This is a genomic window from Halorhabdus utahensis DSM 12940 (assembly GCF_000023945.1).
Lineage (GTDB): Archaea > Halobacteriota > Halobacteria > Halobacteriales > Haloarculaceae > Halorhabdus > Halorhabdus utahensis.
Genome location: NC_013158.1, coordinates 562986 through 581399 on the forward strand (window position 1 = coordinate 562986; position 18414 = coordinate 581399).

General features: G+C 63.6%; 22 protein-coding genes. 11 read left to right on the forward strand and 11 right to left on the reverse strand.

Features of this window, described 5'->3' with window-relative positions; genetic code table 11:
• Positions 1 to 11 precede the first annotated feature (11 nt).
• Positions 12 to 2060, reverse strand: a complete 2049-nt coding sequence (locus HUTA_RS02745; protein ID WP_015788326.1) for a hypothetical protein — start codon at positions 2058 to 2060, stop codon at positions 12 to 14.
• Positions 2057 to 2551 (reverse strand): hypothetical protein, encoded by a 495-nt coding sequence (locus HUTA_RS02750; protein ID WP_015788327.1) that lies wholly within the window; start codon positions 2549 to 2551, stop codon positions 2057 to 2059. Before HUTA_RS02750 ends, HUTA_RS02745 begins: the two co-directional genes overlap by 4 nt.
• A gap of 159 nt (positions 2552 to 2710) precedes the next feature.
• Here HUTA_RS02750 and mbhE point away from each other — a divergent pair, with 159 nt between their 5' ends.
• Genes mbhE through mnhG form a run of 7 tightly spaced genes read left to right on the forward strand, consistent with a single transcriptional unit; the run spans position 2711 to position 8898 of the window.
• Positions 2711 to 5116: a hydrogen gas-evolving membrane-bound hydrogenase subunit E gene (gene mbhE, locus HUTA_RS02755; protein ID WP_015788328.1), complete on the forward strand. Its 2406-nt coding sequence runs from the start codon at positions 2711 to 2713 to the stop codon at positions 5114 to 5116.
• Complete coding sequence (locus HUTA_RS02760; protein ID WP_015788329.1) at positions 5113 to 5670, forward strand: MnhB domain-containing protein; 558 nt, start codon at positions 5113 to 5115, stop codon at positions 5668 to 5670. Before mbhE ends, HUTA_RS02760 begins: the two co-directional genes overlap by 4 nt.
• Positions 5667 to 6050 carry a sodium:proton antiporter gene (locus HUTA_RS02765; protein ID WP_015788330.1) on the forward strand — a complete coding sequence of 128 codons (384 nt, stop codon included), beginning with the start codon at positions 5667 to 5669 and terminating at the stop codon, positions 6048 to 6050. Before HUTA_RS02760 ends, HUTA_RS02765 begins: the two co-directional genes overlap by 4 nt.
• A complete protein-coding gene (locus HUTA_RS02770; protein ID WP_015788331.1) occupies positions 6050 to 7669 on the forward strand; it encodes a Na+/H+ antiporter subunit D in 1620 nt (539 codons plus the stop codon). The genes HUTA_RS02765 and HUTA_RS02770 overlap by 1 nt, the downstream gene beginning before the upstream one ends.
• Positions 7666 to 8262: a Na+/H+ antiporter subunit E gene (locus tag HUTA_RS02775; RefSeq protein ID WP_015788332.1), complete on the forward strand. Its 597-nt coding sequence runs from the start codon at positions 7666 to 7668 to the stop codon at positions 8260 to 8262. Before HUTA_RS02770 ends, HUTA_RS02775 begins: the two co-directional genes overlap by 4 nt.
• Positions 8252 to 8542, forward strand: a complete 291-nt coding sequence (locus tag HUTA_RS02780) for a monovalent cation/H+ antiporter complex subunit F (protein ID WP_015788333.1) — start codon at positions 8252 to 8254, stop codon at positions 8540 to 8542. Before HUTA_RS02775 ends, HUTA_RS02780 begins: the two co-directional genes overlap by 11 nt.
• On the forward strand, positions 8539 to 8898 hold the full coding sequence (mnhG, locus tag HUTA_RS02785; protein ID WP_015788334.1) for a monovalent cation/H(+) antiporter subunit G: 360 nt from the start codon (positions 8539 to 8541) through the stop codon (positions 8896 to 8898). The genes HUTA_RS02780 and mnhG overlap by 4 nt, the downstream gene beginning before the upstream one ends.
• Before the next feature lie 31 nt (positions 8899 to 8929).
• Here the strand turns inward: mnhG and coaBC are convergent, their stop codons facing one another.
• The 4 genes from coaBC to HUTA_RS02805 form a co-directional block, all read right to left on the reverse strand.
• The gene (gene coaBC / locus HUTA_RS02790; RefSeq protein WP_015788335.1) at positions 8930 to 10090 is read right to left on the reverse strand and encodes a bifunctional phosphopantothenoylcysteine decarboxylase/phosphopantothenate--cysteine ligase CoaBC; all 1161 of its coding nucleotides are present in this window, start codon (positions 10088 to 10090) and stop codon (positions 8930 to 8932) included.
• Positions 10091 to 10168: 78 nt separating this feature from the next.
• Complete coding sequence (gene trpB, locus HUTA_RS02795) at positions 10169 to 11332, reverse strand: tryptophan synthase subunit beta (RefSeq protein ID WP_015788336.1); 1164 nt, start codon at positions 11330 to 11332, stop codon at positions 10169 to 10171.
• 151 nt (positions 11333 to 11483) lie between these two features.
• Complete coding sequence (locus HUTA_RS02800; protein WP_015788337.1) at positions 11484 to 11879, reverse strand: type IV pilin; 396 nt, start codon at positions 11877 to 11879, stop codon at positions 11484 to 11486.
• Between the two features lie 351 nt (positions 11880 to 12230).
• The gene (locus HUTA_RS02805) at positions 12231 to 12860 is read right to left on the reverse strand and encodes a halocyanin domain-containing protein (protein WP_015788338.1); all 630 of its coding nucleotides are present in this window, start codon (positions 12858 to 12860) and stop codon (positions 12231 to 12233) included.
• Positions 12861 to 12890: 30 nt separating this feature from the next.
• Here HUTA_RS02805 and HUTA_RS02810 point away from each other — a divergent pair, with 30 nt between their 5' ends.
• From HUTA_RS02810 to HUTA_RS02825, 4 genes are all read left to right on the forward strand, one after another.
• On the forward strand, positions 12891 to 13136 hold the full coding sequence (locus HUTA_RS02810) for a hypothetical protein (RefSeq protein ID WP_015788339.1): 246 nt from the start codon (positions 12891 to 12893) through the stop codon (positions 13134 to 13136).
• Positions 13136 to 13912: an NAD(+)/NADH kinase gene (locus HUTA_RS02815; RefSeq protein WP_015788340.1), complete on the forward strand. Its 777-nt coding sequence runs from the start codon at positions 13136 to 13138 to the stop codon at positions 13910 to 13912. The genes HUTA_RS02810 and HUTA_RS02815 overlap by 1 nt, the downstream gene beginning before the upstream one ends.
• A 169-nt stretch (positions 13913 to 14081) precedes the next feature.
• On the forward strand, positions 14082 to 14519 hold the full coding sequence (locus HUTA_RS02820; protein WP_015788341.1) for a DUF7313 family protein: 438 nt from the start codon (positions 14082 to 14084) through the stop codon (positions 14517 to 14519).
• A gap of 80 nt (positions 14520 to 14599) precedes the next feature.
• Complete coding sequence (locus HUTA_RS02825) at positions 14600 to 15262, forward strand: hypothetical protein (protein WP_015788342.1); 663 nt, start codon at positions 14600 to 14602, stop codon at positions 15260 to 15262.
• A gap of 26 nt (positions 15263 to 15288) precedes the next feature.
• On the opposite strand, the gene HUTA_RS02830 is transcribed toward HUTA_RS02825, so the two are convergent.
• Genes HUTA_RS02830 through HUTA_RS02850 form a run of 5 tightly spaced genes read right to left on the reverse strand, consistent with a single transcriptional unit; the run spans position 15289 to position 18414 of the window.
• Complete coding sequence (locus HUTA_RS02830) at positions 15289 to 15552, reverse strand: DUF7314 family protein (protein ID WP_015788343.1); 264 nt, start codon at positions 15550 to 15552, stop codon at positions 15289 to 15291.
• Positions 15545 to 15916, reverse strand: coding sequence for a DUF7315 family membrane protein (locus HUTA_RS02835; protein ID WP_015788344.1), 372 nt, complete (start codon positions 15914 to 15916; stop codon positions 15545 to 15547). Before HUTA_RS02835 ends, HUTA_RS02830 begins: the two co-directional genes overlap by 8 nt.
• Positions 15913 to 16734 carry a cytochrome b family protein gene (locus HUTA_RS02840; RefSeq protein ID WP_015788345.1) on the reverse strand — a complete coding sequence of 274 codons (822 nt, stop codon included), beginning with the start codon at positions 16732 to 16734 and terminating at the stop codon, positions 15913 to 15915. The genes HUTA_RS02835 and HUTA_RS02840 overlap by 4 nt, the downstream gene beginning before the upstream one ends.
• A gap of 2 nt (positions 16735 to 16736) precedes the next feature.
• Positions 16737 to 17540 (reverse strand): cytochrome b, encoded by an 804-nt coding sequence (locus HUTA_RS02845; protein ID WP_015788346.1) that lies wholly within the window; start codon positions 17538 to 17540, stop codon positions 16737 to 16739.
• Positions 17541 to 17544: 4 nt separating this feature from the next.
• Complete coding sequence (locus tag HUTA_RS02850) at positions 17545 to 18414, reverse strand: cytochrome b (protein WP_015788347.1); 870 nt, start codon at positions 18412 to 18414, stop codon at positions 17545 to 17547.

Consider the following 18414-nt stretch of genomic DNA (forward strand, 5'->3'; position numbering starts at 1 on the left):
CACTGATTCGATCACGCGAGCGTCACGGCATCGGCAAGGAGACGCACGAACGGCACGGCGTGATCACCACCGTTCGGATAGGTCCCGATGGCGTCCGTATAGCCGATGCTCACGAGGACGACGAAGGCGGTCGTCGCCGCTGCGGTGAGTCCGAGCATGACAGCGAGCGAACGACCGACGGAGAGGTTCTCGAAGACGGCACTCGAAACAGCGGTCACCGCAAGCGCGCCGGCGAGTCCGAGCGCGATCACCGCGTGTAACTGGACGGCCTCCCCGAACGTCGACGTGAGGGCGACGACTGCGATCACCAGGACCTGGCCACCGATGAACAGGCCAACCGTATACCCCCACCACAGTGAGGGCGCGTGTGCCTCGATGGGTCGTCGAATGCTGGGACTCCGGAGGCAAAAATACAGCCCGATCGGGAACACCGGGAGCAGATACCGGACAGTCAACTGGGCGTGCAACGGAAGACGCGGGAGGTACAGCAACGTGAGGGCGATGGCGTACGCTCCGAGTCCGATATCGGCGGTCCCAACGGGTCGACGAAGCCAAGACGTGAAAGACGACGTCCGATTCAAGAATCGCTGGGTCGCTGCGACCGGCAATGCAAGCAATCCGCCGAGCAACGGCATCGACTCCAATACCGTGAGGCTAATCGCCGCCGTGCCGTCCTCTCCTGCCACGCCAGCCAGATACCCACTTCTGAGGAACGTCTGATACACTCGGACCGGTTCTGTCACTGCCGTCATTATGCCCTCGGAAAGTTCCGAACCGAGTCGTTCGAGCGAGTCGAATACAGACTGAAGCGTCGCCGACACGGCCGCGCCCGCGCCGACGACGAGCCCGACGACATCCGGGAAGAGGGAGTCAGGAGACTCCGGTGGACCGTCGTCAGTGGAGCCAGCGGGTCGATCACCGTCGGAAGCATCTCCCGGCCCCGATGAACCGCCGGCATCCGCCGACGGGTCGGCGTTCACGAGTTCCTGTCCATGGTAATTTGGCAGTTCCCGCGGCGGTTCGAACGGATCACCGCTGATGGCAGCGTTCGTCGCCGCAAGCGGGACGAGCGAAAGCCCGAGGACCAGCAGGATCGCCGCGGTCGTCCGGCCAGGTCGCCACGCGGTCTCGCCCGTCAACAGATCGGTGAAGAGGAGTACGAGAAACAACAGCAGTCCCTCGGCGGCGTGGATCCAGGCGGTCGCGCCGACGAATCCGTAGGCGAGCGCGTGTGTCCAGCGCTTTCGAGCGTCCGATCGTTTCGGGGACGGACCGCCCGCCCGAGAGAGGGCGAGCGTCGTGACGGCGGCGAGTGGAAACAGTGTGGTGAAGACGTGGCGCTTGGGGATCGGAGCCCACAGCAAGACAGGCGTGCCGAGGACGCCGAGGATCCCCGCCGCGACGCCGACCCGGGCCGTTTGCAACCGCCTGCAAAGCCGATACAGGACAACACCGACCAGTCCGCCGGCGATAATGCCCGTCAGCTGCAGCGCCGCAAACGGGAGATAGACGGTATCGAAATCAGTGGCGATGGCCACGTTCGCCAGGAACGATCCGGTCGCGAGAAGGCTTCCAGCGACCGTGAACATGCGCTCGCGCTGGACCAGCGATCCGAGGACCGAACCCAGTCCTAACACGGAAAGGGACCACAGCGCGGCGAGCAGGATGCGAGGATCGACGAGCATCGAGAGCCCGGATAGTAACCAGTAGGCCGGCAGTGAGAGGACGAGTTGCCCGAAGTTGCGTCCATAGAGCTGTCCGTTGACGACGTGCATTCCGGGCGTCGCCAGGCTCTCGCCGTAGACTATTCGCCTGACGTCGAGGTGCCCCTCCGTCAGGGCCACGAAGGCGTTGCCAACGGTATAGCTGTCCGTGATGAAAATGCCGACCCGCCAGATGAGTCCGCTCACGACGAGCGCGAGCAAAAAGACGAACAGCCCCCACCGATCGCCAAAGACCCCGCGTTCCAGTCGTCGGCCGGCGTGAGCGAGGCGTCGGTACCGCCGTCCCCACGGTTGGTTCCGGTCGAAGAGTCGGAGTGACGTTCCGTCACTGGTCATCGGACCACCTCGATAGAGACATTGTGGCGATCGAGAACCCGGACCGACTCGCCGATCCGGACCGAAACGTCGAGGACACCACGGTAGGAGTCAGCGCCGATCCGATCGGGGGCCAGCGAATGCGAATCGATCGTCATTGTCACAGAACCTGTATTCGAAGGCGAAAGAAAGTACGTCGCGGAGTGAGTGAGACCGAGTTCCGGGACCTCAAGCGTATAGACGACCAAAGGCTGGCCGCTGACGGCCTCGACGTCGAGCGTCGCCGGTGGGATCGACAGGGCGTACGCGTCCGCACCGAACCCGCCTTTCTCGAGTGAACCGGTATCGGGCAGCGTCTCGACGGTTGCGTCGATCGCTCCCTCGCCGAGATCCGGTCCGACCGATGCCGCCGGCGAGGCCGTGAAGTCGACGCCAACGAGCGGACCCGAAAGTACCGAGATACCGACGATCACCGTCAGACTCGCGACGACAGCCACACGGGACCCATCCATCGTGGGTGAATGTGTCGAACACTGAGTTAAACCCGTTGCTCTGTGCCAGCCACAGGCAGAGCCACTGGCGTCTCACTAGCGTGGGTGAACGGTAGGCTCGACGGGTGCAGTCGGGGTATTTGAGAAGGGTTAAGTCGCCCCTCACAGGAACTGTGAGGTGTGCAATCACCGAGTCAGAGCGTCCTCCTCGTCGTGCTGGCGTTGCCGTTTCTGGCCGCAGCGGTCGCGCCGCTGGTCTATCGCCTGGTTGGCGAGCGCGTCGCCTACTTCGGAGCGGCGGTCGCAGCACTCGCCTTCGGGCTGATCGGCACCCAGTACGGGGCTGAGGGGGTCGTCTCGATACCGTGGATCCCATCGCTTGACGTTTCGCTCGCACTGTACGTCGATGGCCTCTCGCTGTTGCTCGGGTTCGTCGTCAGCGGGATCGGTATCCTGATTTTCACCTATTCGGGCGGATACATGCACGACGAACCGGGGAAAGCGAAGTTCTACACGACGTTGCTCGTGTTCATGGGCGCGATGCTCGGGGTCGCCTTCGCCGCCGACCTCCTCGCGCTGTTCGTCTTCTGGGAACTCACGAGCGTCTCGTCGTTCATCCTGATCGGCCACTACCAGGACGATCCAGACTCCCAATACGCCGCCCGGAAGGCAATGATCATCACGGTCGCCGGCGGGCTGTTCTTGCTCATCGCCTTCCTCCTGTTGCATACCGTCTCAGCAGACGTCATGGGGACGGCGACGTTCCGGCTGGCCGGCGAGGGCTCGATGATCGAAAACGCCGGGGCGATGCGGGAGAGACTTCGGTCGGCGGGACTGTTCGTGCCAGTTCTGGCGCTGCTCGCGGTCGGTGCCGCGGCCAAATCCGCGCAGGTGCCGCTGCACATCTGGCTGCCCAACGCCATGGAGGCCCCGACACCGGTCTCGGCCTTTCTCCACTCGGCGACGATGGTCAAAGCCGGCGTGTATCTCATCGGCCGGTTCCGGCCGCTGCTTGGCTCGACCGAGTGGGAACTCCTGTTTGCCGGCCTCGGCCTGCTGACGATGACCGTCGGCGCGATGCTCGCGATCAAAGCCGACGATATCAAGGAACTGCTCGCGTATTCGACGGCCTCGCATCTCGGGCTGATCGTCGCCGGGTTCGGCATACAGTACAAATACGGTGCAGAGACAGGCGCGTTCCACATCCTGAATCACGCGCTGTTCAAGGCGGCGCTGTTCCTCGTCGCGGGGATCGTCGCCCACGAGGCCGGCAGTCGGCTGCTGTCGGAACTCGGCGGCCTCTGGCGTGACCTCCCGATCACCGCCGCCGTGGCCGTCGTGGCGGCCCTCGGCATGGCCGGCCTCCCGCCGTTCAACGGTTTCTACTCCAAGGAACTGCTGTTCGAGGCGACCTTCCACGCCGCCGAGCACGCAGGTGGGCTGTGGTGGCTACTTCCGGTCGTCGCGGTCTTCGGGAGTATCTTCACGTTCCTGTATTCGATCAAGTTCCTCTCGCTGTTCTTCGGCGACCGGCCGGACGCCCTCGAGCACGTCCACTCGCCGCCCCTGCCGATGCTCGCGCCGCCGGTCATCCTCGCCACGCTGGCGGGTGTGATCGGCCTCGGCGGTATCGGTGGGACACTCGGCATGCACTTTGATCCGCTCGAAGATTTCGTCGAACGGGTCATCGTGGCCGCCGGTGTCGAGGATCCACACTTCGGGTACTATCTTCCCACCTCACTCACGCCGGCCGCGGGCATGAGTGCGGTCACGATCGGAGTCGGCGTGGTCGCCTATCCCTACTACGATCGGCTCGCGGCCGTGGTCGATCGGCTGGCGTCGATCAAGCCGCTGTCGCCGAACTGGTACTACGACGGGCTCGTCGGCTGGCTCGATCAAACGACGGTCGTCACCGAGCGCATCCATACCGGGCGGATTCGGACGTACGCGAGCTGGCTCATGCTCGGCGTCGCCGCACTGGCGGTCGGTGGCTACGTCGCTGCCGGGATCGTCCTGCCGGCGCTGTCCTCGATCACGCTGGCTGCCCCGATCGTCATCGTGCTTGGCGTCGCCGTCGTGGCGGCACTGGCCGTGACGATCGCACCCTCACATGTCGCCGGCGTCCTGACGCTGTCGATCCTCGGGTTCATGGTCGCCATCTTCTACATCCTGGCGAACGCGCCGGATCTGGCGCTGACTCAGCTCGTCATCGAGACGCTCGTGCTCGTCCTGTTCCTGCTCGTGTTGAACAAGTTGCCGGCGTTCTACGGCGATCTGAAACGCCGCCAGATAGTCACGGACACCATCATCTCGGGGGTCGTCGGCGTGACTGTCTTCCTGACGGTGCTCGTCTCGACGGCCGCAACGCCGGGGAAGCCGATCTACACGTACTTCCTCGAACGCGGTGGGGTCCCCACAGAGCACGGCCAGTGGTTGCTCGAGTGGGGTGGCGGAAGCAACATCGTGAACGTCATCCTCGTCGACTTCCGGGCCTTCGATACGATGGGGGAAATATCCGTCGTCGCCATGGCTGCGCTCTCGATCATTACGATGATCGCGATGCGGCAACGAGGTGAGACACAATGAGTGGTGAGTCGACCCCGACAACGACCGATGCGGAGACAGCAGTCCCGCAGGTGACCGACGGGGATACGACAGTCATCGCACGGACGGTCGTCCGCATCGTCGTCCCGATCATCCTGCTGGTGGCGATCGCGCTCCTGCTCCAGGGACACAACCAGCCCGGTGGTGGCTTCATCGCGGGCGTGTTGACGACGACGGGGATCGCGCTCGTGTACATCATCTACGGGTTGCATTACGTCGAGGACAACCTGTTGTCGGGGACGATACTGCCGCGGTCGTTCCCGCTGGACGTCGGTGACACTGGCTCTGAAAGTTCCGCGTCGATCACCAAGGAGTTCGGCGAGGTGTTCACGATCGGGCTGATTATTGCGGCCGGTGGCGGCGTGGCCGCGATGGCGTTGGGATATCCATTCCTCACACAGGCCGTGGTCTTCCTCGAACACCTCCCAATCTACGGCGAGGTCGAGATCGCAAGCGCGCTCGTCTTCGACCTGGGCGTCTACGTCGTGGTCGTCGGTGGCCTCCTCACGATCCTCGCGGTGGTGGGTAACGAATGATCGAGACACTGCTTTCAGCATCCGGCGGGGCGACGAGCGGTGGCGAGCCACAGATCATTCTGGCCGTCGTGCTCGGCCTCCTGTTCGCGCTGGGGACGTTCCTGATCCTCCGGCGCGACGTCGTCCGGGTCGTCTGGGGCGTCTCGATCATCAGCCAGGCGGCGAACGTCTACCTGGTGACGATGGGCGGCCTCCGTGGCAGCGTCCCGATCGTGAGCCACGGCGGTGGCGGTCACGGAACGCCGACGGACCCGCTGGTCCAGGCCCTCGTCCTGACGGCGATCGTCATCGGCTTCGGGACGACCGCCTTCGCGCTCGTGTTGACGCTCAGAGTCTATGAGGAACATGGGACGATCGATCTCTCGGAGGTGAGTGAATAATGGCGCTTGCACACGTCGTCGTGGCACCGCTCGTGATCACGCTGGTAACGGCGATTCTGACGCTGTTGACGAGACGCTACGGCAGACTCCAGCGCGCGATCAGTCTGCTGGGCATCGGTGGCTACGTTCTGGCTGTCGGGGCCATCGCCAGTCGGGTCTTTTCGATCGGCGTGCTCACCGGAGCAAGCGGGGAGACGACGACGCTGACCTATCAGCTGTCGGACTGGGGAGCGCCCTTCGGCATCTCGCTGGTGGCCGACGCACTCTCGGCGTTCATGCTCGTGCTCGCGGCGATCGTCTCGGTCGCTGCGCTGGTGTTCTCAGCACGGTACGTCACCGAGTACGGCCAGCGCGTCGCCTACCATTCGCTATTTCACTTCATGCTGACGGGTGTCACCGGAGCGTTCCTGACCGGCGACATCTTCAACCTCTTCGTGTGGTTCGAGGTCATGCTCATGCCGAGTTACGTCCTCGTCGTCTTCTACGGACGCAGCGAGCACACCCGCGCGGCGCTGCAGTACACGGTGCTCAACCTCCTGGGCAGTGCGCTCATGCTGGTGTCGATTGGCGGGCTCTACGCGACGACGGGGACACTCAACATGGCGGATATGTCACGCCGCCTCACCCACGCGAGTCAGTACGGCATCGATCCCGCGCCAGTACTGGGGTTGAGTGCGATCCTGCTCGCGGTCTTCGCGCTCAAGGCCGGCATCGTTCCGTTCCAGTTCTGGGTGCCGGCCGCCTACAAGGCCGCACCGGCTCCGATCTCGGCCATGCTCGCCGGCGTCACGAAGAAGGTCGGCGTCTACGCGATCGTTCGGCTGGTGTTTACCGTGCTGGGCGGTGCCAGCCTCGACAGCGCGCTCGGACTCGGGCTCTCGGGGTCGGCCTTCAGCGACTTCCTGGGTCCCGTCCTGTTCATCATGGCCGTCGGGAGTATCTTCGTCGGGGGGCTCGGTGCCGTCTCACGCAATGACCTCGATGGCGTCCTCGCGTATTCGAGCATCGGGCAGGTCGGGTTCATCGTCCTCGCCATCGCGCTCGCCGCGGGGACTGACGGACCAATCAGGATAGTCTCGCTGATCGCCGTGCTCGTCTACTCGCTGAACCACGCGATCGCGAAGTCGCTGCTGTTCCTGATCAGCGGGGTGATCCAGGAGAGCGTCGGCTCAACCCGGTTCAGTGCGGTGGGTGGCCTCGCCTCTCGGCGGCCGATTCTCGCCGGGTCGTTCTTCCTGGGCGCACTCGCGATGATCGGCATCCCGCCGTTGACCGGGTTCTTCGGAAAACTCCTCGTGTTCGATTCGGCTGGCCGGGCACTCGAAGCGGGCGTTCCGTTCGCCGAACTCGCACTCGGGGCCGCACTCCTCGGAGCGATCCTGACGATCATCTACATGTCCCGTGCCTGGAGTCAGGTGTTCTGGGGGAGCCAGACCGAGCCAGTCGCCCACGCCTATCGGCCGACGACGCTCGTCGCGATCGTCGCCGGGTTCTCGCTGCTGGTCGTCGTACTGGGCGTCGGGTTCGATCCGGTCTATCGAGTGGCGGAGACAGCCGCGAACGCGGCCATGGACCACGCCGGCTACGTTGATGCCGTGGGTCCGGAGGTGGGACAATGAGACGCTGGCCCGTCATCGGCGCAGCGCTTGCAGTCCTGTGGCTGTTCGTCAACGGCGTCGAACCAGCCCCCATGCCACTCGCCGGCGCGGCGCTCTCCGGCCTCGCCGTCGGGATGCCGATCGCGTACCTCTTCCGTCGGTTCTACGCGAGCAAGATCGCAATCGGCGGATTGCTCCGGTCGATTCCGGCGACGGTAATCTATCTCGTCCTGTTCCTGACGGAACTCATCACCGCGAACGTCGACGTGGCCTATCGGGTACTCGCCCCGTCGATGCCGATCGAGCCGGCCGTGATCGAGATCCCGCTCCGTGTCGAGTCCGACGCCGCGATCACGACGATCGCAAACAGCATCTCACTGACCCCGGGGACGCTCACGATGGACTACGACGGGGATCGAAACTCGCTGTACGTCCACGCGATCGCCGGCCGCGAACGCGATCTCGTGGTCGCCCCGATCCGCCAGTGGGAAGGGTACGCGCTTCGGATCTTCGACGAGGAGCGGTCACCGACCGATCCAGTCCCGGATCCGGACGCAGATACTGAAGAGACTCCGAATGGAGACACAGACGGAGGTGAATCCGATGGCAAGTGAATTCCCAGCGTTGCTCGCCACAATACTCGATGCAGCCCTGATCATCGCGAGCGCAGTGACCCTCCTGGCAGCCTACCGCGTCATCCGCGGGCCGACCGTCCCGGACCGCGTCGTCGCCCTGGATACGATCGGGACGAACGTCGTCGCCATCGCGGTCCTGTTTGCGCTCACGACCGATACGGGACTGTTTGTCACAGTTGGCCTCGTGCTCGCCATCATCGGGTTCATCAGCACGATCACCGTCGCTCGCTTCATCACAGAGGGGGACATCATCCAATGACGCTGCTCCAGACACTGCAGGCCGTCGTCGTCGGCGTACTGGTCGTGACAGGGACGTTTTTCCTCCTCATCGGGACGATCGGCCTGCTCCGGCTCCCGAACGTGTACAACCGGTTGCACGCGACGAGCAAGGCGACGACACTCGGCGCTGCCTCGCTGTTTCTCGCCGGGTTCGTCTACTTCGGCCCGCGTGGGGCAGGACTGATCTCGCTGGTCGGGATCGTCTTCCTGTTTCTGACGGCCCCGACCGGCGCACACATGATCTCCCGGTCGGCACAGAAGATCGGCGTCCCGTTCGTCGAGGGTGTCTCCTGGCCGGTTCCGGACGACGTTGATGAGCAGGGAGAAACAGACTGACGCAGGCTGGCGACGATCAGCCTGGCGACGGTTATTCCGGAAGCTCGACTGCGAGTTCCTCGGCGATCCGCCCACCGAGTGACGCTTTCGACCCCTGGAAGTCCTCAGTCGTCTCCGGCCGGACGAGCAATGCCCGCGTCTCTTCACCACCAGCGGCCCCCACATCGTTAGCGACCACAAACGACAGATCGACCCGCGACAGCAGATCGCGCGCTGCCGAGGTCAGCGATTCGTCGTTGGCGTCAGCCTCCAGTTTGAACCCGACCATCGCCAGGTCCGGCGCGCGCTCACGAACCCGATCGAGGAGTTTCGGCGTCGGTTTCAGATCGAGTGTGAGATCGTCCTGTCCCGACGTGATCTTCCCCGCCCGCTGCTCGACAGTGTAGTCGCCGATCGCCGCCGCCGAAACGAGCGCGTCTGCGGCTGGCGCATGCTCTTCGGCAGCCGCCACCATCTCCGCCGCACTCTCGACTGATTCGACTGTGGCATAGGGCACGTTCGGCCCGTCGTGAAGGAGTGTCACATCGGCCCCGCGGACGTAGCAGGCTTTCGCGATCGCCCGGCCAGTCGTCCCCGACGCCCTGTTCGACAGCGTTCGAATCGCGTCGATCGACTCCGTCGTCGCGCCGCTGGTGACGACGACCTCCTTCCCTTCCAGGGGGCGCTCGCCGGCCGCCCGGGCCGTCTCCAGAACGATCGATTCCTCGCTCGCGATCTTGGCCTTCGACTCTTCGATCCGTGGGTCAGCGAAGGAGACGCCCCACGATTCGAGGCGCTCGATCGCCTCAAGGACACCCGGGTGGTCGTACATCGGTTCGTGCATCGCGGGTGCGATGACGACCGGAATGCCGGCACCCAACGCTGTCGTCGCGCAGGTCGTCACCGGCGTGTCGTCAATTGCGCTCGCAATCTTCCCGACAGTATTGGCCGTCGAGGGCGCGATCAGGAGCACGTCACCCCACGGATCCTCGCCGAAGAAGGTGACGTGCTCGACGCTACCCCCGATCTCGGTGACGACCTCGCCATCGGTCGCCAACTCGACCGCCCAGGGGTGAATGATGTTCGTCGCCGACCCGGTCATGACCGCCCGAACCGTCGCCCCGCGTCGGCGGAGTTCGTGGGCCAACTCGACGGTCTTGACCGCCGCGATCGACCCCGTCACACCCAGGACGACGTTCGTGTCTTCGAGCATGTCCGAATAGTTCGTGACGGGGGTGGAAAAGTCATTACACCCGTCGCGGGGCCGCTACAGCGACGACCGAAGTTCTGGCTATCCGAGATCGAAGTGCTCGGCGGCGGTCTCCATGTCCTTGTCGCCCCGGCCGCTCAGGTTCACGAGGATCGTGTCGTGCTCGTCGGCGATCTGTTTCGCCAGCGCAAGCCCGTGGCTCGTTTCCAGGGCCGGGATGATCCCTTCGAGCATGCTCAACTCCCGAAACGCCTCCAGGGCCTCGTCGTCGGTGATCCCGCGGTAGTCACATCGACCCACGGCCCGGAACATCGCGTGCTCGGGACCGACGCCCGGATAATCAAGCCCGGCCGAGACGGAATGGACCTCCGTCTCATCGTCGATGACGCGGGTCTTCATCCCGTGGAGGACGTCGTCTTCACCATCGGCCAGCGGCGCGGCGTGTCGGTTTGAGTCGGATCCTTCACCGCCACCCTCCGCGCCGTAAAAGGCCACGTCGTCGTCACGGAACGCGTCGAACAGCCCGATCGCGTTCGAGCCGCCACCGACGCAGGCGACCGCAGCGTCCGGCAACCCGCCGATGCGGTCGCGGATCTGCTCGCGTGCCTCCTCGCCGATCACGGACTGGAACTCCCGAACCATCCGCGGGAACGGATCGGGACCGACGACCGAACCCACCAGATAGTGAGTATCCTCGACGTTCTGGGCGAAGTCCTCCAGTGCCGCGTCGACAGCGTCGGCGAGCCCCTGCCCGCCGCGGGTGACCTCGTTCACTTCCGCGCCCATCAGCCGCATCCGGAAGACGTTCATCCGCTGGCGGGCGACGTCCTTCTCACCCATGTAGATCTCGGTGTCTAAATCCAGCATCGCGCCGACCATCGCCGTCGCGGTACCGTGCTGGCCCGCACCGGTCTCGGCGATCAGCCGGTCCTTGCCGGCCTTCTTCGCCATCAGCGCCTGCCCGAGCGTGTTGTTCAGCTTGTGTGCGCCACCGTGGAGCAGATCCTCACGTTTGAGGTAGATCTCCGCGCCGTATGCCTCCGAGAGTCGCTCGGCGTGATACAGCGGCGTCGGCCGCCCGGCGAAGTGTTCGAGGTGGTCGCGAAACTCGTCCTGGAAGTCGTCGCTGAGGGCCACGTCCTCGAACGCGGCGGCGAGTTGTGCGAGCGGTTCCATGAGCGGATCGGGCACGTGGCGACCGCCGTAGTCGCCGAACGTCCCCGAATCGTCGGAGTCGTCTGACATTGGTGTGTGGTTCGTGGTCACGACTATAGGCGTACCGAAATCAGCGGCGTCGAGATCGAGATGTTACTGTCGCCTGCCGACGTACCAAAGAGGTGAGACGCTATCGCTACTCGCCGTGAAAACAAGAAAACAGAGTGGGGTTAAATATCGCTTACCACTCGCTCAGAATGGCCGTCTGATCGCCGTCAGGTGAGTTCCAGATGACCTGGACAGTGTCACTCGAGGATATCCCAGTGACGTCTATTGAGTCACCGGCAGATATCTCAGATGCGGTCCAAGTTCCCGGACTCCCAGCTGAGGCTTTTATATCAATATTGGCCGACTGCAGCGACTGGCCGCCGCTGTGAGTGATCGTAAGCGTATTACTACCGTCGTGATCGTACGTGAACGTCGCGGACGGTGCCGTATCGCTGATCTGTTCGCCCAGCCCGAGGACGAACGTCGCGATGACGGCCGCCAGAATCACCGTGATGGCGACCATCAGGATCACGCCGATGACTGGTGACACGCCCGATTCGTCGTCTCTGAAGTATGTTATTGGATTCATTGTTTTCCTGGATTTCGAGCAGCGATAGCCGGACTCACTGTATCATCGTCCGTGACTTGTTCGCTGATTTTATCTGTGTCTCTGGTATGTCGCCGCCACCGGGGGACTCAGTGTCCGCCAAACTGACGGCGCTTGGTATATCTGGGCACTATCACGACATAAAGCTTCCTGGCAAGTTATAGAAGATGATAACACCGGCGGGCCTCCAGGTCCGAGCCACTGGTTCGCCACACGAACTGTGCGCCGAAAGACGAGACGTCGACCTGCCCGAAAGCCCCGATCTGCCGATCGAACACCGTGAGCAACGGAGGGCTGCGGAAAAACGACCGCCCTCGGCACACTCGGCGACCCTCACTCGACGTCGCCGTAGTCACCACCGTACTTCATGAAGAAATACGCCAGTCCCAACACGGCAGTCATCGCGAACCCGGACGTCACGCCGAACAGCTTCGCACTCTCGGGGACGACTGGGCCGCTCGGACCTTCGACTTCGACCGTCGGCACGTCATCGCCGACGACGATCGCACCCTTCATGCCGTTCAACTCGTGGGGTTCACAGTAGTATTTGTGGATCCTGGCTTCCGAAAACGTCCGTTCGTAGGTCGTGCCGGCCTCCGCGACGGCCGACCCCGATGTGAACGAGTCGTCCTCAGCCACGACGTTGTGAGCGTTGCCACGGCCCGTCCACTCCCAGGTGACGGTCGTATCGGGGTCGACCCACACCGCCGCCGGCCCGAACCCGAAGTACCCTTGATTGGCCTCGACACCAACTTCGACCGTGACTTCGTCTTCGCCACGGCGGTCGACTGTCGATGAAAAGTTGCTCACGCCCGAGAACCACCCGCTGTAATCGATCTGGCCGCTGCCACCTTCCTGGGCCGCGGCGGAGCCGACGCCACCAATGGCTGCCGTGCCGCCAGCAGCCGCGCCACTGGCACGAAGGAGCGCCCGACGCGAGAATTCGACACTATCGTCGGTCATAGTGGTACCTTGCTCCCATCGGTGGTATATATGTTGGCCCCCACAATAGTCGCCGGTTGGCGGCTGTTCGAAATCATCGCGGAGCACCCACACGCCGAGATCGATCACCGAGGGCGCAGAGACGGCGAATCGCTCGTCGAAGACAACGGCATACTCAGAGAGCGAGCGCTCACCTTCGCTGTGCTCCCGGCTATCACGAACGACGAGCCATCGCGTGGTGGGGATATCACCCTGGTGCGGAGGGTTTTTGGCCGCGACCGGCGACAGTTCGAGTGATGAGTGAGGAGCTGGGCGCTGGGCCAGTCACCGTCGTCGGTGACGACGCCGGTGTCGTCGGGGAGCTCGTCAGATCGGTCGGTGTCCAGGTCGTTCCCGGATCACCTGCCGAGACGAATGAACAAGCCACAGCCGTGATTGCCGTCGGTGAAGCAGCCGTACTCGACCTCGCCCGCGAGGGATGCCAGACGCCGATTCTCCCGGTCGCGGTCGATGGCGGACTCGGCGGCGTTCCTGCAGACGCCCTCCAGTCTGCCATCGAACGGGTTCGAGACGGGGACTACACCCTCCGGGAAACCGCAACCCTCGACGTACGCGTCAACGATGAACACGTCGAGACGGCGCTGGCTGATGTCATGCTGGTGACCAGCGAACCGGCCCACATCTCGGAGTATTCGCTTTCGACGCCCGCCGACGCAGTTGCCACGTTCCGGGCCGACGGCGTCGTGATCACGACACCGGCCGGGAGTCGGGGCTATGCCCGCCGCGTAGGCGGCCCGGTCCTCGATCCGGCTGCCGAGGTCCTCGCGGTCGTGCCAGTCGGCATGTTCTCGACGACCAAAGATCACTGGACGCTATCGCTTCCCGACAGTGGCCCTGCCCTGTCAATGTCGATCAGGCGTGACGAAGCGCCCGTGTCGCTCCTGGTCGACGATCGAACCTACGGTCGAGTCGGCCCGGAGGACCGACTCTCGGTCGGCCGGGGCGAGACGCTTGCTGTGGTGTCGCTCCCGGAAAGTGACCCGCCGTTCGACATCGATCGTGATCGTACCTGAACAGCCACTTGCCGAAAACGTGCAGCCAATCGTAGCCTGATACTTGTCGCGGAGCGGTCGGAATCCAATCGCAGAGAGATTCGAATGATTCGCAGGCGGGGGCACCCGACTTGCCGGCAAGAGTACCGGTTTGAAAACACTCTAATGAACACCGCACGTGGGCTCAACCATGGTATCCGTTTCGCTGTTCGGGCCACTGGACACACTCCTCGGGAACAACGTTGTGTATCTTTTGCTGGTGCTGGCTGTCGTCAATATGGTCACGCGAATACTAGCCCACAGACGTCACGTCAGCCAGGCGGCGAGTGGGGGAGCCGATGCAGTGTCGCGATTCCTGCCCCACGTCGTCTCGAACGGCCTGCTCATCCTGGCGTCGTTTTACTACCTGACGCTACACCACCACGGCGGGTTCGTCACCACGGTGCTTGTACTCGGACTCTTTCTGACGGACTTCTTCGAGTTCGAGGCGCGCAAGGCCGAAGCTCGCCGCGAGGTTACCCTCGACCGGCCGAAAGGCGCGATCACCGCGTCGCTGTTGATGCTCGGATACGTCGGCTACCAGAGCCTGTTCTTCATCGTCGCCCCGGCCTGGAACGCAGTCATCTGATCCGGTAGCGGGTATCGATTTTTCTCGACGACGATTCGTCAGACAGAAAACTTATACCGAGTTGGTGTCGTTCAGTTATCATGCCCTCGTTCACACTGACGTATATATGTCTGGGCGCTGCCGGGCTTGCGGTCCTTGCCGGGGTGGGCCTCCTGTCTCGGGCTCGCAATCCCATTCAAACGGCACGCAAAGCCAAGGCAGGGATCGCCGCTGTCGCCGTCGGTGTGCTCCTGTTTCTCGCCGCAGCTTGGTACACGTTCCGTGCCGCACAGTATTCGTATGAACTTGGGGACTGTGAGGACTGGATGAGCTTCAGCGACAACACGACGTATTCGAACCTTTCGGCGACCGGGCAGGACATCTTCAGGAGTACGCTGGAAGCCGATGGGAGCTATTATTCGGTGCAGTCGGCTCCGGATTTCGAGTACGTGACAGACGCCATCATGCGAACGCCGATCGAATACCAGGGAGAGTGTTACGCGATGCTCGCCCACGATGCGGGGCTCGGCTGGGGCATCATGATCGTTGGACCGATCTTCCTGCTCGGTATTGTGGTGACAACGATTGGGCTGTTGCGGATCCGCTCGGGGGACTGGAGCCTCCGGCTAGTTTGGCTCGTTCTCCTCGGGCTGGTTGTCGCCTGGGTGGCGTTACATTCCCCGTGGCCCCTTCTCGGAGGCGTCGTCGCGACCCTCCTGATTGGCCTCTGGCTATGGCTTCGACCCATTGAGAGACTCCGATAGCCGGTCCAGAAACGGAGACAGCCGTCTTATTTTCGATCGGCGTAGGCCTCACGGGCCTGATTGATCGCGGGAACGAGCACCCAGAAGGCGAGTGCCCCCAGGATCGCGAAGTAAAACAGCCCTTCGCCGACGACCATGGCGATCTGGGTGTAGAAGTCGGGGTTCTCCGGGTAGGTGCCAAGGAGCTGTGGTCCTTGGAAGGAAGGCGTCTTGTACCAGCCGGCGACGACCAGCCACCCGAGCCCGGCCGTCACCAGGATACCGAACCCTTTCATGAACTCGTCAGCCATCCGTCTCACCTCCCTCACCGGCCATGCCTTCAGTACGGAACCGTGTCGAGAACGCATAGACGACCGCACCGAAGAGGATCGAGCCGAGCCCCAGCAACGCCAGCAGCGGATCGATCGCCGAAACCGCAGCCATGCCGCGGTTGGTCGCCGTATCGAGCACGACGAACCCGACGACGATCGCCAGAATCGCAAACAGCGTCGAGAAGACCGTCACGGCCTTGTAGACGCGAAGCGGGACGATGACATCCCGGCGGCCCGCATCGCTGGCTCCAGTACTCTCGGCCTGGTCGGTCTCGGCACCGGCGTCGGTCGCCGTCGATTCGGTCGGCGTCCCGGCGGATTGAGTTGCGTACGTCATTGTCATTTTGGTGGACGAAGCCGGTAGTACCGGCGGTTGAGTTCGAACATGTAGCCCTCCCGCATCGACTTCAACGCCGCGTAGGTGATGAACGCGCCCACGAACGGCAGCAGGAACGTCAGGTCGAACAGGAGATGCGAGTCGAGGGGAAGGAGGTTCTTGATCGACAGCGCTGCGAGCGTCACCGAGAGGATGACGCCGAAGACCCCAACGGCCGCCCAGAACGGCTGTTCGACCGGGCGACGGGCGCTGCCCTTATTGATGAACGGTACGACGGCGATCGCACCGACGACGACGAGGTTCGCCAGCACGCCGAACGTCCGGTCGGCCATGAGCTTCTGGTCGCCAAGCAGCGCGAGGTCGGGGTTCAGCGGCCCGAGCTTTAGCAGGCCAAAGGACCAGTAGAGATACCAGTCCGGCAGGATCGTCGGGGGCGTGACCCCGGAGTTGGCCGGCGCGCCGATGTGTGGCGGCAGCGCCGCCGCCAGGAACACCAGCATGCCGACGAAGAAACTCGTCAGCGCGAGGTTCCGAACGACCTCGTGGGGCCAGGTCGGAAATCCCAGCACGTCGCGTTCGACGTAATCCGACTCCTCACGGAGATCCTGGTCCTCGCGGCGTGAGCGTTCGAAATACTCGTAGGTCGTCCGGGCGAGCCCCTGCCGGCGTTCCTTGCGCTCGCTCCAGGTCGGCGTCTCGTCGTCCGGCGGGACGATCCCCGTCTCACCGCCATCGGTCCGGACGGGCGTCTCGTCAGTCCGGACGGGGTCCTCGTCGGTCGGTTGCTCGCTGACTCCGTCGTCGGGTGAATCGTGCTCGGTCATGGTTAGTGCGGTTCGGCGATGCCCTGCATCCAGACGATTGCGATGTGAACGGCGATCAACGTGGTGACCACGAACGGGAGGAAGAACACGTGGAGGATGTACATCCGCTGGAGCGTCGCCGGGTTCGGTGTGAACCCACCGAAGATGAGCTGGGCGACCCACTCACCGATGAGTGGGATCGATAATGACATCTCGACGCCGATCTGGCCGGCCCAAAAGGCGAGTTGGTCCCACGGCAGCAGGTACCCCGAGTAGCCAAACAGCAGCGTCAGGCTAATCAGGACGATGCCGAGCAGCCAGTTGAGTTCGCGTGGCTCCTTGTACGCGCCGGTGAAGTACACCCGCAGCATGTGGAGGAAGACGGCGGCGACCATGACCTGGGCCGCCCACCGGTGGATACTCCGGAGCATGAACCCGAAGTTCAGGTCGGTCATGATGAACGTGAGCGACTCGTAGGCGATCGTCGGATCGCCCGACGCGCCCAGCGCACCCGGCGAGTAGTAAAACCCGAGCAGGGCACCTGAGATCGCCGCCACGATGTACGCGAGCGTCGAGAACGAGCCCAGCGCGTACAGCGGATACCAGTACCAGAACTTGTTGTCGAGCCCGTACTGCTCGGTGTGGCTCTTTGGCATCTGCATGTTGACCTTGTAGTACAGGCCTTCCAGAATTTCGAGGTAATCGACGATCCGCAGTCGCTTGTCGAACCAGATGAGGACTGTCAGGTACATGCGTTCGACCCGCGAGAAGTCCCGCTTCTCCATCCAGGCGTCGTGGTCGTGATCGTCGGGACGTTCGAGACTCATCTAATCATTCCCCCGGGCGCGGCAGCGCCGTGAACTGTCGTTGGACTGGTTGGAACGGATCGTACACCGACTGGTGGCACTGACAGTAGACTTCGTTCTCGGCGTTGAAGCGTTCGCTCCCGCCGTACGCCTTGAACCCAGGCACACAGCAGAAGTGTGTACACTTGTTGAGCCAGGCCATCACGTCGTCCTCGGTCGCGGCGTCGAGGAACGACCGGACGTCGGGCGATAGTTCGCTGTACTCGCCCTCACCGTTGACCATTTTCGAGACTTCAGGGCTGCGGAGCACCTGGACCGGGATCGTCTGGACGTTGTCGCCCTCCGAGCGCCAGCCCGCCGACGCCGGCTTCCCGAGGCCCGACTCGCCGATGTCGTTGCCCCATTCCTCGTAATCATCGAAATCAGACAGGGTGAGCGCCTGCCCGTCCTCGATGTCGCTTTGCCAGTCGTAGGTCCCCGAAGACGAGCGAAAGGCGTCGTCCTGATCGGCGTCAGGACTGATTCCGGCGTACGTCTGGACGCCACAGTACTGGAACCACGTCGAGCTATACGTCGTCCCGCCCAGGTCCATCTCGGCGACGGTGACGGTCTGGCCCTGGACAGTCGTTTCCTGGGTGTCCGGCCAGACGCCAGCGATCGTGTCGTCATCCTGGATCTCGACCGGAACGATCGGCATCCCGCGCGGGGCCGGCCCGTCGGTGTTCTTGATGCCGATGTACGGCGTGATCCCGCCGCCGACGCCCGACGGTGCCGTCGTCAGCCCGATGGCGGTCGCGCCGCCGGTCGCGACGGTGCCGAGAACGGCCGATCCGACGACGCCCTTGACGAAGCGCCGGCGGCCCGATTCGTTTGGATACTTGTCTTCGTGTGCCAT